This is a genomic window from Desulforamulus aquiferis (assembly GCF_030577015.1).
In the GTDB taxonomy this organism is placed as follows: domain Bacteria; phylum Bacillota; class Desulfotomaculia; order Desulfotomaculales; family Desulfotomaculaceae; genus Desulfotomaculum; species Desulfotomaculum aquiferis.
In genome coordinates this window covers 1-13959 of the sequence record NZ_JARPTC010000023.1, presented here as the reverse complement: position 1 = coordinate 13959, position 13959 = coordinate 1, and the positions used below count along the sequence as shown (strand labels likewise).

General features: G+C 47.2%; 15 protein-coding genes and 1 other annotated feature. All 15 genes read left to right on the top strand.

Features of this window, described 5'->3' with window-relative positions; genetic code table 11:
• Window positions 1-21 precede the first annotated feature (21 nt).
• The 15 genes from P6N53_RS15410 to spoIIIAF all read left to right on the top strand — a co-directional run bounded on the left by P6N53_RS15410 (window position 22) and on the right by spoIIIAF (window position 13881).
• A complete protein-coding gene (locus tag P6N53_RS15410) occupies window positions 22-171 on the top strand; it encodes a hypothetical protein (protein WP_304544746.1) in 150 nt (49 codons plus the stop codon).
• Between the two features lie 163 nt (window positions 172-334).
• Window positions 335-1684 (top strand): TldD/PmbA family protein, encoded by a 1350-nt coding sequence (locus tag P6N53_RS15405; protein ID WP_304544745.1) that lies wholly within the window; start codon window positions 335-337, stop codon window positions 1682-1684.
• A gap of 121 nt (window positions 1685-1805) precedes the next feature.
• Window positions 1806-2255: a type II 3-dehydroquinate dehydratase gene (gene aroQ / locus P6N53_RS15400; RefSeq protein ID WP_304544743.1), complete on the top strand. Its 450-nt coding sequence runs from the start codon at window positions 1806-1808 to the stop codon at window positions 2253-2255.
• A 29-nt stretch (window positions 2256-2284) separates the two neighbouring features.
• Complete coding sequence (locus P6N53_RS15395; protein WP_373323064.1) at window positions 2285-3322, top strand: M24 family metallopeptidase; 1038 nt, start codon at window positions 2285-2287, stop codon at window positions 3320-3322.
• A 23-nt stretch (window positions 3323-3345) separates the two neighbouring features.
• Window positions 3346-3903: an elongation factor P gene (gene efp, locus P6N53_RS15390; protein ID WP_304544740.1), complete on the top strand. Its 558-nt coding sequence runs from the start codon at window positions 3346-3348 to the stop codon at window positions 3901-3903.
• A 90-nt stretch (window positions 3904-3993) separates the two neighbouring features.
• The gene (locus tag P6N53_RS15385; protein WP_304544738.1) at window positions 3994-4440 is read left to right on the top strand and encodes a CD1247 N-terminal domain-containing protein; all 447 of its coding nucleotides are present in this window, start codon (window positions 3994-3996) and stop codon (window positions 4438-4440) included.
• Between the two features lie 116 nt (window positions 4441-4556).
• Window positions 4557-4816 (top strand) — a binding site (T-box leader).
• A 170-nt stretch (window positions 4817-4986) separates the two neighbouring features.
• Window positions 4987-6003, top strand: coding sequence for a 3-deoxy-7-phosphoheptulonate synthase (aroF, locus tag P6N53_RS15380; protein ID WP_304544736.1), 1017 nt, complete (start codon window positions 4987-4989; stop codon window positions 6001-6003).
• Window positions 6004-6169: 166 nt separating this feature from the next.
• A complete protein-coding gene (locus P6N53_RS15375) occupies window positions 6170-7855 on the top strand; it encodes an FAD-dependent oxidoreductase (protein WP_304544734.1) in 1686 nt (561 codons plus the stop codon).
• A gap of 247 nt (window positions 7856-8102) precedes the next feature.
• A complete protein-coding gene (locus tag P6N53_RS15370) occupies window positions 8103-9743 on the top strand; it encodes a copper amine oxidase N-terminal domain-containing protein (RefSeq protein ID WP_304544733.1) in 1641 nt (546 codons plus the stop codon).
• A gap of 120 nt (window positions 9744-9863) precedes the next feature.
• A complete protein-coding gene (spoIIIAA, locus tag P6N53_RS15365; protein ID WP_441315724.1) occupies window positions 9864-10871 on the top strand; it encodes a stage III sporulation protein AA in 1008 nt (335 codons plus the stop codon).
• Window positions 10865-11383 carry a stage III sporulation protein SpoIIIAB gene (spoIIIAB, locus tag P6N53_RS15360; RefSeq protein ID WP_304544731.1) on the top strand — a complete coding sequence of 173 codons (519 nt, stop codon included), beginning with the start codon at window positions 10865-10867 and terminating at the stop codon, window positions 11381-11383. Before spoIIIAA ends, spoIIIAB begins: the two co-directional genes overlap by 7 nt.
• Window positions 11384-11400: 17 nt before the next feature.
• Window positions 11401-11601, top strand: a complete 201-nt coding sequence (gene spoIIIAC / locus P6N53_RS15355) for a stage III sporulation protein AC (RefSeq protein WP_304544730.1) — start codon at window positions 11401-11403, stop codon at window positions 11599-11601.
• Window positions 11602-11672: 71 nt separating this feature from the next.
• Window positions 11673-12059 (top strand): stage III sporulation protein AD, encoded by a 387-nt coding sequence (gene spoIIIAD / locus P6N53_RS15350; protein ID WP_304544729.1) that lies wholly within the window; start codon window positions 11673-11675, stop codon window positions 12057-12059.
• Between the two features lie 13 nt (window positions 12060-12072).
• Entirely contained in the window at window positions 12073-13233 is a 1161-nt protein-coding gene (spoIIIAE, locus tag P6N53_RS15345; protein WP_304544727.1) for a stage III sporulation protein AE, read from the top strand.
• Window positions 13234-13242: 9 nt separating this feature from the next.
• Window positions 13243-13881, top strand: coding sequence for a stage III sporulation protein AF (gene spoIIIAF / locus P6N53_RS15340; RefSeq protein WP_304544901.1), 639 nt, complete (start codon window positions 13243-13245; stop codon window positions 13879-13881).
• Window positions 13882-13959: the final 78 nt, after the last annotated feature.

The window sequence follows — 13959 nt, the reverse complement described above, 5'->3', positions numbered from 1 at the left end:
AAATAAATGGGAGGGACTCTTTTGACTAAGGACACTTGCGAACTTTGTAACATTGAAACTGATTTTGATTTAATTCCCGGCTCCCGTGTGACCTGTCCTGACTGCAATACGGAATATGTTTTAAAGCAGGAGGAAAATCATCTGAGATTTGATACATTATATACGCCTTAATTTTAAGGCGTTTTTTATTGGGTATTTTTTCTTAGTTTATTTTGGTTATAATTAACATTAGATTTCTTAATTTAAATAATTATTTGGGAGTTAGTTACAGTTATGTATATCAAAGACGCCCTATACCAAGAATAATTATTGTGTAAGGAAAGGGGATGCCCAGTTGAATAGTGACGGAAAATTTTTAAACATAGCGGAAAACGCAGTGCAAAGGGCTGTGCAAAATGGTGCTGCCATGGCCGAGGCATATTTGCTTAGCAGTAAGGAGCTATCCATAGAGGTTCGAGATAGCGAAGTGGAAACCATGAAACTGGCCGAAGACCGGGGGCTAGGTGTGAGGGTAATATCCGAAGGTAGGGTAGGCTTTGCCTTTACCACGCGCTTGAGCAATGACGGATTAGACCAGGTGGTTCAACAGGCCATTGCTAACGGCTCTAATACTGAACCTGACCAATACTATACTTTGCCTAAAGTTTCCGGTGGGTACCCGGAGCTTAATGTCTATGACCCAGGGATCAGAGGGGCCACCGTAGAAGGGAAGATCAAAATGGCCCAGGAGATGGAAAGGGCCGCTAAAGCCTATGATCCAAGGGTGAAGATTATCGAGACCTCAGCCTACCAGGATGCTGAGGTTGAGGTTAGTATTGTCAATTCCTTAGGCTTGAAGTCCCATTACCAGGGGGCCTACTGCGGTATTTATCTGGCCCTGGTGGCTGGGGAGGGTGAGGATAGCCAAACTGGTTTTGCCCTAAAATACGGTCTTAAATATTCAGAACTGGACCCAGCGGCCATCGGCAGCAAGGCTGCTGAGCGGGCAGTGCGTATGCTGGGAGCTAAGCAGGTGGGCAGCCAAAGGGTACCGGTGGTTTTGGACCCTTATATTGCCACCAGCTTTTTAGGGCTATTGGCACCGGCATTGTCCGGTGAGGCAGTGCAAAAGGGCCGATCCCTATTTGCCGGTAAGGTGGGCCAGCAGGTGGCCAGCAATTTGGTAACCATTGTGGATGATGGAAGGCTGCCCGGTGGAATTGCTTCCGCACCCTTCGACGGTGAAGGTGTGCCAACCTCCGAAACTGTGCTAATCCAAGGTGGCCAGCTTAAGGGGTTTTTGCATAATACCTATACTGCTGCCAAGGAGGGCATTTGTTCCACAGGCAACGGTGTAAGAGGCACCTTTAAAGGTACCCCGGAAGTGGGGGTAACTAACTTCTTCATTAAGCCAGGTCAGCAGGAACATAATAATATTATTAAGGAAGTAAAAAACGGACTTTATGTAACCGAAGTAATGGGTATGCATACAGCTAATCCCATCTCCGGCGATTTTTCCGTTGGGGCAGCGGGCATCTGGATTGAAAAGGGAGAATTAACTAAACCCGTCCGAAATATCGCCATAGCAGGTAACATTATGGATTTACTTGGGGCAGTGGATGCTGTAGGAAGTGAACTGGAGTTTTTTGGCGGCAAGGGTGCGCCGACCCTTCGGATATCTTCTATGTCCATAAGCGGCAGCTAATGCTGGTTTTGCAACTAAATATTGACCTAGCACCTTTCCAAGACCAGCTATTTTATGGTAAAATGTGTGTCGGTACTATGGGGTTTGACAATCCCCAGCAGTGGAGGAAGGGTAATATATCATGAAAGTTTTGGTACTTCACGGACCTAATTTAAACAGACTGGGTAAACGTGAGCCGGGTATCTACGGTGGTACTACCCTTGATCAGATAGATCAAATGCTAGAGGAACTGGCCAAAGAGCTTGGTGTGGAAGTGGAGTGCTTCCAATCCAACCATGAAGGGGAACTGGTAGATAAAATACACTCTGCAGAAGGAAATGTATCAGCGGTGGTGTTTAATCCGGGAGCCTACACCCATTATAGTATTGCCTTGAGGGATGCGGTGGCTTCAATTGACCTGCCCCTGGTGGAAGTTCACCTTTCCAACATTCATGCACGGGAGGAATTTAGACACACTTCGGTCATTGCACCCGTTGCGGTGGGTCAGATCTCCGGCCTTGGTCCCCAGAGCTATTTGCTTGGGCTAAGGGCGGCGGTGCATCTGGCACAGGCTGGGAGGAAAATTAATTGATTCGCAGATTAGAAGTCCTTCGGCAGCTTATGGCTGCCAGGGGGATAAATTATATATTGATTAGCAAGCCGGAAAACCGGAGCTATCTAAGCGGCTTTACCGGAACTGACGGTACATTGCTTGTTGGACCGGAGACAGCAGATATTTTTGTCGATTTTAGATATGTTGAACAGGCCAAAGCTCAAGCTGCCCATTTTAATACTATTAAGGTAGAACAGGCTTCCCTTGGAGTAACCTCCGAAGTGATAAGGAATTATAAAATAAATAAGCTTTATATTGAAGAAGATTATTTAACCGTTAAACAGTATGCCTACTTAAAGGATAAGTTAGCCGGAATTGACTTGGAACCTGCCGGAGGATTGGTTGAGGAACAAAGGAAGGTAAAGGATGCTTTGGAGGTACCCTTGATCCGTCAGGCAATGCATATCGGTGATCTGGCCTTTAGTCATATATTAAAGCAGATAAAACCAGGGGTGAGCGAATCAGCCTTGGCCCTTGAACTTGAGTTTTTCATGCGTAGGCAGGGTGCTTCGTCCTTGGCCTTTGACACCATCATGGCCTCGGGACCAAGGTCGGCACTACCCCATGGGGTGGCCAGTGATCGGGTGCTGCAGGAGGGGGATTTCCTGACCATGGATTTTGGCTGTGTCTACAAAGGATATAATTCTGACATGACCCGCACCCTTGTACTGGGCAGGCCTAACCAAAAGCAGCAAGAGATTTACCACATCGTGCTGGAGGCCCAATTGGCCGGGCTTGCAGCCGTAAGGCCGGGAGTAATTGCCAGGGAGGTCGACAGGGCCGCCCGCAGTGTTATTGAAAAGAGGGGCTATGGTCAGTATTTCGGCCATAGTACCGGCCATGGTGTGGGGCTGGCCATTCATGAAAGACCTAGACTTGCCTCCAATGATGAAACGGTTCTGGAGGCGGGTATGGTGGTTACCATTGAACCCGGCATTTACCTGCCTGACTGGGGCGGGGTGCGTATAGAGGACAGTGTTTTGGTAACGGAAGAAGGCTGTGAAATTCTAACCTCTTCACCTAAGAAAGAATTATTAACTGTTTAAACTAGTATTAGGAGGCGAAACCAGTGATATCTACAAGTGATTTTAAAACTGGACTGACAGTTGAAATTGACAATGATGTTTATCAGATTATTGACTTCCAGCACGTTAAGCCTGGCAAGGGCGCTGCCTTTGTGCGCACCAAGATGAGAAACGTTCGTACCGGAGCAGTAATTGAAAGAACCTTCAACCCTAACGAAAAACTCAATCCGGCTAGGGTTGAGCGGGCAGAGGTGCAGTATCTTTATAATGATGGTGAAAGCTACAACGTAATGAATGTTGAAACCTATGACCAATATGCTGTATCTAAGTCTGACCTGGGTGATGCCATCAAATGGCTAAAGGAGAATATGAATCTAACCCTCTTAAGCTTTAAGGGAACCATCATCGGTGTGGATATGCCCAACGTGGTTGAACTGGAGGTTGTTGATACTGCCCCTGGTATCAAGGGTGACACCGCTTCCGGTGGTGGTAAGCCTGCTACCCTGGAAACCGGCGCAGTGGTAACAGTACCCTTCTTTGTGAACATTGGTGACAGACTGCAAATTGACACCCGCAACGGCAACTATGTAAAGAGAGCTTAAATATTGCCATAAAATGTTTAAAACCCCCTTTGTTGAGGAATAATACAGTAGTGTTACTCTCGGGTACACAAAGTAAAGGGGGTTAGAACCATGGATAGCTTGAAAGCAAGGGTAGCATACCTTCAAGGCCTGGCAGAAGGTATGGATTTGTCGGCGGAAAGCAAAGAGGGCCGGTTGTTTGCTGGTATCATTGATGTACTGCATGATTTTGCTGAAACGGTAGAGGGTCTGGAAGAGGCCCAGGAACAGCTGGAGGATTATGTAGAGACCATTGATGAAGATCTGTACTCTTTGGAAGACGATATCTATGAGTGTGAGTGCCAGGAAGAAGATGAAGAAGATTTTGTAGAGGTTGATTGTCCCGGCTGTGGGGAAACGGTAATGTTTCACTCGGGTATTTTAGAAGATGAGGACATCATTGAGGTAACCTGTCCTAACTGTGATGAGGTAGTATTTATTAATGATGATGCCTTTATGAGTGGGGACGAACCGGAAATGTTGGAGAACAACAGCAGGGATAATCACAACGACTTTTAATATTTAGGCGGCCTATGGGCTGCCTTTAAAATTTAGGGTAAATAAACATTTTTTTATTATGTTTATTCTTGCCAAAGCTAACAATAAGGTTTACAATAAGAGTCATATTACAACCTTGAATGTCTATGAAGGAGAAAAGTAAGTCAGACCCAGTCTCACAGGGAGGAAGTGTCACCGACTGCAAGCACTTCCAGATATGGCTGCCTGAAGTTCCCTCCGGAGATGCCAGCTGAAATAAAGTAGGCTAGGCCGTAATTTCCCACGTTACAGGGAAGGGGGTATCGGACTTTGTTCCCGTACCTTTGTGTGAGGTGGATCTCATTTTTGAGATCAACTAGGGTGGTAACGCGGAAAGCTAAGGCTTCTCGTCCCTATTAGGGTGAGAAGTCTTTTTTATTTGCTTTTAACTGCCGTCCGACACTAGGTGGGCATTTCCCGTACCCAGGTAGAGTTGGGCCTTTGGGCCAAAAAGGGTGGTACCGCGGAAGTATGCGACTTTCGTCCCTTATTTAAGATTCGCATAAATCATATTGGAGGGATGAATTTATGGTTGTAGTAATGTTACCCCAGGCCAGTGAAGAGCAAATTGCGGAAGTGGACGCCAAATTAATCGCCATGGGTTGTCGTACTCAGGTAATTCATGGGGTGAAGAGGACGGTTGTAGCAGCCATGGGCGACAGAAGGGCCGTTGAGGCCATGGGATTGGAGGCCATGCCTGGAGTGGAAAAGGTGGTCCCCATCATGAAACCCTTCAAATTAGCCAGCCGGGAAGTAAAGGAAGAAAATTCTGTTGTAAGCATAAAAAATGTCACCATTGGTGGTAATGAAGTGGCCATAGTCGCTGGCCCCTGTGCCGTAGAAGGGCGGGAGCAGCTTCTGGAAGCCGCCCGTATTGCTAAAGCTGCCGGTGCAAAGCTGCTGCGGGGAGGCGCCTTCAAACCCAGAACCTCTCCCTATAGCTTCCAGGGTATGGAGGAAGAAGGACTTAAACTGCTGGCTGAAGCCGCTGAGACCACCGGTTTGGTAACTGTGACAGAAGTCATAGATGAACATAGCCTGGAGATTGCCAGGGACTATGTTGACATATTACAGATTGGCACCAGAAACATGCAAAATTTCCGACTCCTTAAGGCGGCAGGAATGTCCGGCAAGCCAATTGTCCTGAAAAGAGGTCTTTCAGCCACCATTGAGGAATGGCTCATGGCTGCCGAGTATATTATGTCTGAAGGTAATAAGGATGTTATTCTTTGTGAGAGGGGTATCAGAACCTTTGAGACCTATACCCGCAATACCCTGGATCTAAGTGCGGTACCCCTGGTTAAAGGCCTAAGCCACCTGCCGGTTATTGTTGATCCCAGCCACGCCACGGGCAAGCGGGAATTGGTGGTGCCTATGTCCCTGGCGTCGGTGGCGGCAGGGGCGGACGGATTGCTGGTGGAGATGCATCCTGACCCGTCCAAGGCCCTTTGTGACGGTCCCCAGTCCCTTGATCCCGAGCTCTTTGGCCAACTTATGGCCTCCCTGGAGCCGGTGGCAGCGGCTATGGGTAAAACCATTCATTAGATTAGGTGAGGTGTGCCTTCCAAAGGGTGGCACACCATTTTTAATTAAGATATTATCTGTCATACGAATTGTTAATGGTATTAACAGGGGAACATGTCTTGAATCTGTTCTAAGATTGGAGTTATAATATAAATGTGATATTTTGACAAGAAATGGGGGAGCAAGTATGTCCAGGAAAATACTTATTATTGGCGGTGTAGCTGCAGGTCCGAAAACTGCGGCCCGGGCTCGCCGGTTGGACCCGGATGCTCAAATTACTGTATTAGAAAAGGGTAAATACATATCCTATGCCGGTTGTGGCATGCCTTTTTATCTTTCTGGCCAAATTCATGATTTTGATCACCTGTATTCGACTGCCTACGGGGTAAAGCGTGACCCGGAATTCTTTAAAAATGAGCGTGGTGTTGATGTACTGACCGGTATGGAGGCCATTTCCATCGACCGGGCAGCTAAAAAGGTAACTGCCCGCAATGTGGATACCGGAGAAGAAACTGTCTTTGAATATGATAAGCTGGTACTAGGAACCGGCTCTAACCCCATTACTCCTCCCATAGAAAATCTTGACCTAAAGGGTGTTTACCGGCTAAACCATCTCACCGATGCTTCAGCCATTAAGCAGGCCATGGATGCCGGGGAAGTAAACGATGTGGTTGTCATCGGCTCCGGATTTATTGGGATGGAAGCAGTGGATGCGGTTTTTAATCCCAGACGTAGCGTCACCGTGGTGGAGTTTAGAGATACACTGCTCCCCGGTATTTTAGATACCGACATGGGCCAACTCCTCTACAAGAATTTTTATGAACAGGGACTGGAAGGCCGCTTTGGTGAAAGGGTTCTGAAGCTAGAGGGAGAAGACGGCAAGGTAACCAAGGTTATCACCGATAAAGGTGCCATTGATGCCGATGCTGTAATTCTGGCCGTGGGCGTTCGCCCCAATGTCGGCCTGGCCCGGGATGCAGGGATTACCATTGGTGAGACAGGAGCCATTGTAGTTAACGAATATATGCAGACAAGTGATTCCGATATTTATGCACTGGGCGATTGTGTTGAGAACACTCACCTGTTAACAGGCAAGAAAGTACTTGCCCCGATGGCTACCTATGCTAACCGTCAGGGTAGGGTAGTGGGTGATAACGTTACTGGTGGCAGCTCCACCTTTAAGGGTGTTTTGGGCACCGGTGTATTGCATTGCATGGGGGTTAATGTAGCCCGTACCGGATTGGGGGAAAAACAGGCCCTGGATCTTGGCTATGATATAGAGTCAGCCCTGGTATCCACCTTTGATATGACCCACTACCATCCCGCCAGCAATAAGGTATTACTGAAACTTATTGTTGAAAAGGGCAGCAAGAAAATCCTTGGTGCCCAGGGCATTGGCAAGGGAGAACTGGCCAAACGTATTGATGTGGTAGCCACCATGCTTTATTACGGCGGCACCCTGGATGATCTCCTTAACCTTGATTTAGGCTATGCACCTCCCTTTAGCACGCCTATTGATCCCCTGGTGCATACCGGCAATACTGTTAAGAACAAGCTGGAAGGTGTGGCTAAGACCTACACTGCCAAGGAAGTTCAGGAAAAATTGGAGCGGGGCGAGGACTTCCTCCTGCTGGATGTACGGACACCCCAGCAATTTGTAATGCGCAATATCGAGGATAACCGGGTACAGCAGCTGACCCTGGGTGACCTGAGATATAAACTGGATCAGGTTCCCAAAGATAAGGAAATTGTCACCGTATGCGTAATGGGCTCCAGGGCCTATGAGGCAGCCAGAATCCTTGAGGGCGCCGGCTTTAAGGATGTTAAGTTTATGGAGGGCGGCATGGAAGGTTGGCCCTTCGATATGGAATAGGCTTTAAGAACCCGCGTAATAATCTATGCGGGTTCTAGTTATTTATTGGAACATTGTGACTAAAGTCCTTATTTTTCTTCTAATACAGGAAAATGAATATAAAATGTAGAAGGTCTTAATTTAAGGGCACTGGCATAAGGGTTGTTTAACAATAACTGGGTGCCTTCGGGAGCATCGTATAAGTTGAGACTCTTGATAAAAGATAGCTGAAAATTTGTTTACCAAGTTAATTATAAGGAGGATGATTATGAAAAAAATTATTGTCTATACCATGGTGGTTATGCTCTGGCTGGCCATGGCCCTGCCCGCGGGGGCCCAGACCCTGTCAGCGGAGAAACAAGCACTGATTAATAAGTTAGACTCGGGTGGCTCCCAGACACAGAAGCAGATGTCAGAAACTTCCGTTGGTTCTGGTGAATACCAGCTTGATAGGGCTGGTGGCAGTCTTTTAATGATGGTTCCGGCCCTTTCAAAGGTCCAGGGAGCAGAACTAAATTTTGATTATAAGCTTAATACCCCGGCTGAGCTAATGGCTTTTAATTGGAAGCTTAGCTTACAGGGAAAGTCCTATCAAGGGGAAGTATATATAACTGGCTCTCAGATCATATTCTCGGGTGATTTTATCCAACTAATGAAGGATATAAAGCCCGATGGAAACTACCCTGAGAACTTACCTAAGTATGTTTATTTGGATGCACCTGAATTGGCCGGAATATGGACTACCCTTGCAACCTCCAATGGACAGCAAATCCCACCCCAATATAAAGAACTTTTTGCATTTGCCCTTGAGGCTATTCCCGATAAATACTTTAGCACTACAGGTGATCAAGTTAAGCTTAGTCTAAAGCAAAGTGATTTAAAGGATTTAATTGTTGCGGTAACCCATAGGATAAAGGCTGAACCTGAGAGGTTTGCCGGTGCGGTGGCTAAGGCTAGCTCCTCGGCATATTCCGTTGGAATGCCTGCTAAGAGTTACGACGAAACTAAAGCTGAGATCCTGGCCGGTTTAAAGGAAAGCATTGCAAAGGGAGATTTTCCCCCGTTAGTTGGAGAAGTTGAAGAAATCCTGGCGGCTTCTCCACTAGAGCTGGAGTCCTTTTCTTTAGTAACACCCAAGGGAACCAACGGCACAACTAAAATGAACTTAACCCTACAGTTTAAAAATAATCCAGCATTAAGCGGCAGTATAATTATGGAGGTAGAACAAAAAAGAAATGGTGAAACCATCGATGGTTTTGTCAATCTGATGGCTGAGATAGCAGTTCAACCCCAGTCCATGGATATTACCGTTGGGATCACCGGAAGCAACAGTCAGTCAAATAATGCCGCCTCCTCTGAATCAAAGATTGTAATAAAGGCTGTGAATGGTGCAGTTCCCCTGTTGGATGTAAAGCTGGACAGCAAGGCAAAGGCCCAGGTGGATAAAAATGTACAAATAGCTGTGCCGGTACTGACCCCCGCAAACAGCATCGACTTTAATGAGCTAAACGTAGCCGAGTCCCAGCCCGAGCCTGAGGCTAAAATAACTGGTTTTCCAGGGCTGGAGCAACAGGTTGATGTTGTAATTGACGGAAGATATATAAATTTTGATGTTAAACCCTTTATCAAGGATAAGCGCACAATGGTACCGATCAGAAACCTGACTGAGGCTCTGGGCTGCAAGGTTACCTTTGTGGGTGACCGGGAAGTGCACATCAGCAAGGATAATAGTTACATTATCATGACTATAGGTGAAAAGAAATATTCAGTAAACGGCTTAGTCAAGGACATCGATGTTCCTGCCTATGTTAAGGATGGGCGGACCATTGTGCCGCTAAGGTTCATAGCCGAAGAATTTGGCTGCCAGCTAAAGCTGGTGGATGATACTGTGATAATTACAACTAAGTAATGAAATTTTGAGTGCCAAGGGCACTCTTTTTTTGTGTCTTAAACAAGCTAAAGATTGGTATAAATTGGAGCTTTGTCCAATATCTATATTAATGGGGGAGGGACAATCTCTTTGAAACCAATAAGACAAGTAATAACTAGAACCGAAGCAATAAATAATTCTGCCCTTGATGAGGTATTGAATCTGCTGCCCATAAACCTGAGGCAGATGCTTAGTGACCTACCTGATCCCGTAAAGGATACGGTGGAAGAAATTCGCATACGTCAGGGACGACCCCTTATGCTGGGTCTGGCAGATGGAGATTGTTATGTTACCTATAGGGGTACTGTGACCGCTGAACAGCTTGAGGCCTACCAGGTAGACGCCGGGGATGTGGAGAGGGTAACCCAGCTTATAAGCCGCAGTTCCCTATATGCACTGGAGGAAGAACTGCGCAATGGCTTTATTACTCTCCAGGGTGGCCATCGTGTGGGTATTACCGGCAAGGTTCTAACTGAGCAAGGCAGGGTCAAAAACATAAAATACATCTCCGGTTTCAATTTTAGAGTCTCCCGGGAAGTGCCTGGGGTGGCAAACAAAGTCCTGCCTTATCTCATTTCACCGGAGGGAAGGTTTTATCATACGGTATTGATATCACCACCCCGCTGCGGAAAAACCACCCTTTTAAGGGACCTGGTCAGGAGACTAAGTGAGGGTGTGCCAGAGCTGAATTTTAAGGGAGTAACGGTGGGTGTGGTGGACGAGCGATCAGAAATAGCCGGCTGTTTTAGGGGTATACCCCAGAGGGACCTGGGGCCAAGGGCTGATGTGCTGGATGCTTGTCCAAAGGCTGCCGGCATGATGATGCTGCTGCGCTCAATGGGACCGGACATAATAGCGACGGATGAAATTGGCCGGCAGGAGGATGTGGCTGCCCTGGAGGAAGTTTTTAACGCGGGTGTAAAGGTGCTGACCACCATTCACGGCTCCTCCCTGGAGGAACTGGCTGATCGACCGGCCCTCCAGTATCTATTTCAAATAAAGGCGGTCCAACGCTTTGTGTTGCTGGGAAGATCCCGGGGTGTTGGAACGGTGGAAGATATTATTGACGGCCATACCATGGGGTCGTTGGGGGTGAGACTTTGTTAAAGCTACTGGGTGCAATTATAGTGGTATTTTCTTGTACCTTAATAGGCCTAACCGTGGCCAGTGCTTATAGTCGCAGGCCTGGGGAAATCAGAGCGCTGCAAAATGCCCTGCAGCTGTTGGAGACCGAGATCTCCTATGGAGCTACCCCCCTGCCCGATGCCCTTGCCAGTGTCTCCGAGAGATGTGATACCAGAGTGGCCCTGTTATTTAACCGGGCGGCCCAGGAACTTATGACCATGAGGGGTATCACCGCCCGTGAAGCCTGGGAAATTGCTTTGAGTGAGTATTATCCCAAATCCGCCCTCAGCCGAATCGATCGTTCTATTTTATTGGAACTGGGAAACAGCCTTGGGGTCTCGGATCGGGAGGATCAAGTTAAGCATCTGATGCTGGCCAAGGAACAGTTAAAGCTGGAACAGACCAAGGCTGAGGATGCTTCTATCAAAAACACCAAGGTATATAACTATCTTGGCTTCCTGGGCGGACTGACATTAGTGCTGATCCTTATTTAGGAAAGGGGAAGAGTGAAATGGGAAATATTGACCTTATTTTTAAAATCGCCGGGGTTGGCCTTTTGACCGCTGTATTAAGCACCCTGCTTAAGGAGTACAAGAAGGATGATTATGCCATTTTGGCCACCCTGGGTGGTTTGACTGTGGTGCTTTTCTGGGTGGTACAACTGATGGGAACCCTCTTTGACCAAGTTAAATCCGTGTTCAAGCTATTTTAAGGAAGGAGAGGGGAAGTTCTCTACTTTTTTGGTTATTCTAACTAACTGTTGTCACAAATGAGGTGGCGTCTATGGATATTTTACAAGTGGTGGGTCTGGGACTGGTGGTTTGTATTTTGGCAATAATCTTACGCGTTCAAAAACCACCCATGGCCACGATGCTTAGCATTACGGCGGGTATTATGATTTTCTTTGCCATGATGCCCCAAATCACTTCGGTTTTTAATGTGCTAAGGGATTTGGCCGGTCAGGCCAATGTGAGTATGGTATACATGGGCACCATTTTAAAAATAGTGGGCATTGCCTATATCGCTGACTTTGGCTCCCAAATTTGCCGGGATGCCGGTGAAGGGGCACTGGCCTCTAAAATAGAATTTGCGGCCAAGGTAATTGTTCTAGTCATGGCGGTGCCGATTATTGTGGCGGTGCTGCAGACCTTGATTAAACTGGTGCCATAAGGTGGGGAGAAGGTTGCCTAGAAGCATATTAATACTCTTAATTTTATGTTTACTTCTGTCCCCGGTTTCTGTACAGGCCGATGAAGGTCTAAGTCCAGAGGAGCAACTGGCTGAACTGGAGCTTAGCAAATTGGAGGAGTTTGTAAACAACCTGAACGCAGAGGTAGAAGGAGCGATTCCCAGGCTGGATCTTAAGGAAATGGTGGTCAGCCTTTTAAAGGGGGATCTAAACTGGCAGGTTTCAGATATCTTTACAGGTCTCCTAAAGTATCTGTTTAAAGAGGTTGTGGCCAATGCTTCTCTACTGGGTAAATTGGTGGTGTTGGCGGTTATCTGTGCAGTACTGCAAAATTTAATGGCTGCCTTTGAGAAGAGCACCACAGGAAAGCTGGCCTATGCGGTAAGTTACCTGGCCTTGATTACCCTGGCAGTGGGCAGCTTTACCCTGGCGGTTAATATTGGCCGGGAGGCAGTGGACAACATGGTGCATTTCATGCAAGCCCTGCTGCCACTACTCTTAACCCTGCTGGCTGCCATAGGAGGGGTGGCTTCCACAGCCATCTTCCATCCACTAATCTTTGGTTCCATCAGTGCCATTGGGACGGTAATAAAGGTGATAGTATTTCCCTTAATTTTTTTTGCGGCGATTCTAAATATATTAAGCTATCTTTCGGAGAAATTTCAAATATCCAGGCTGGCAGATTTAATGAAAACAGCTGCCATGATGGTTATGGGCCTGTGCTCTACGGTTTTTTTGGGAGTCTTTGCCATTAAAGGGGTGGCTGGCTCAGTTGCTGACGGGGTTGCCATCAGAACAGCTAAATTTGCCACGGATGCCTTTATACCTGTGGTGGGGGGCATGTTTTCCGATGCCCTGGATGCGGTCATAGGTTCTTCATTACTTATGAAAAATGCCGTTGGCATTATGGGTGTGATAATCATCTTCTTGCTTACCATCATGCCCATGCTAAAGATATTTGCGGTAGCCTTTGTGTACAAGCTGGCAGGGGCATTGATTCAACCGGTGGGGGACAAGCAAATGGCCGATTGCCTAACGGGGCTTGGCAACAGCCTTTTAGGTATTTTTGCGGCGGTGGCCACGGTGGGACTTTTGTTCTTTTTTGCCATTACCATTGTGGTGGGAATGGGTGATTTGATGACCATGCTGCGGTAAGAAGGGGTGATGATACATTTGGATGGTATCAAGGCACTGGTTCAGGTTTTGGTCGTCATAATTGTACTGGCAGTTTTTATAGAAATGCTGCTGCCAAATAGTAATATGCATGACTATGTAAAGATGGTTATGGGACTCATGGTTATTGTGGTGGTTCTTGAGGCTGGGGCTGGCATGGTAAATAAGGATTTTAAGTTTGACTTGCCCGCCATGACCGGCAATGCTGAAGGGACACCAGGCCTGGAACGAATCCTGGAGCAGGGGCAAAGGCTGGCCGAGACAAAGAGGCAGCAGGCCATGGAAGAGTATCGACAAGGATTGGAAAAACAGGTACTGGCCTTGGCCAGACTGCAGCAGGACCTGAATGTCACCGGAGCAACCATTACAACAGCAGGTAATTCTAATGATCGAGAGCTAGGCAGACTAACCGAGATTGTCTTAGAGATATCTCCTGATAAACAGGAGGATGGAACAAGTATATCAAAGGTCAAGCCAGTGGACATAACAGTGGGGGCCAGCTCCGGGGGGGGAGAGGACAAGGCTAAGTATACCCCTATTAATGATAGCCAGGCCAGGGAACTGGCCAGGACGGTGGCAAACTTTTATAACATTCCGGAGGATCAGGTTAAGATAGTGGAGGCCAAATAAGGAGGGATTAAAATGAGCTGGATTAAAAAATTAACTGGTGAGGGAGAAGGGGACGGGCCCAAGAAAGAGCAGCTAAAG

Excerpts from the sequence above, each read along its gene's own strand:
- spoIIIAD (WP_304544729.1), top strand. The coding sequence starts at position 11,673 with ATGGATATTTTACAAGTGGTGGGTCTGGGACTGGTGGTTTGTATTTTG.
- P6N53_RS15385 (WP_304544738.1), top strand. The coding sequence starts at position 3,994 with ATGGATAGCTTGAAAGCAAGGGTAGCATACCTTCAAGGCCTGGCAGAA.
- P6N53_RS15375 (WP_304544734.1), top strand. The coding sequence starts at position 6,170 with ATGTCCAGGAAAATACTTATTATTGGCGGTGTAGCTGCAGGTCCGAAA.
- aroQ (WP_304544743.1), top strand. The coding sequence starts at position 1,806 with ATGAAAGTTTTGGTACTTCACGGACCTAATTTAAACAGACTGGGTAAA.
- P6N53_RS15370 (WP_304544733.1), top strand. The coding sequence starts at position 8,103 with ATGAAAAAAATTATTGTCTATACCATGGTGGTTATGCTCTGGCTGGCC.
- P6N53_RS15395 (WP_373323064.1), top strand. The coding sequence starts at position 2,285 with ATGGCTGCCAGGGGGATAAATTATATATTGATTAGCAAGCCGGAAAAC.
- spoIIIAF (WP_304544901.1), top strand. The coding sequence starts at position 13,243 with ATGATACATTTGGATGGTATCAAGGCACTGGTTCAGGTTTTGGTCGTC.
- aroF (WP_304544736.1), top strand. The coding sequence starts at position 4,987 with ATGGTTGTAGTAATGTTACCCCAGGCCAGTGAAGAGCAAATTGCGGAA.
- spoIIIAC (WP_304544730.1), top strand. The coding sequence starts at position 11,401 with ATGGGAAATATTGACCTTATTTTTAAAATCGCCGGGGTTGGCCTTTTG.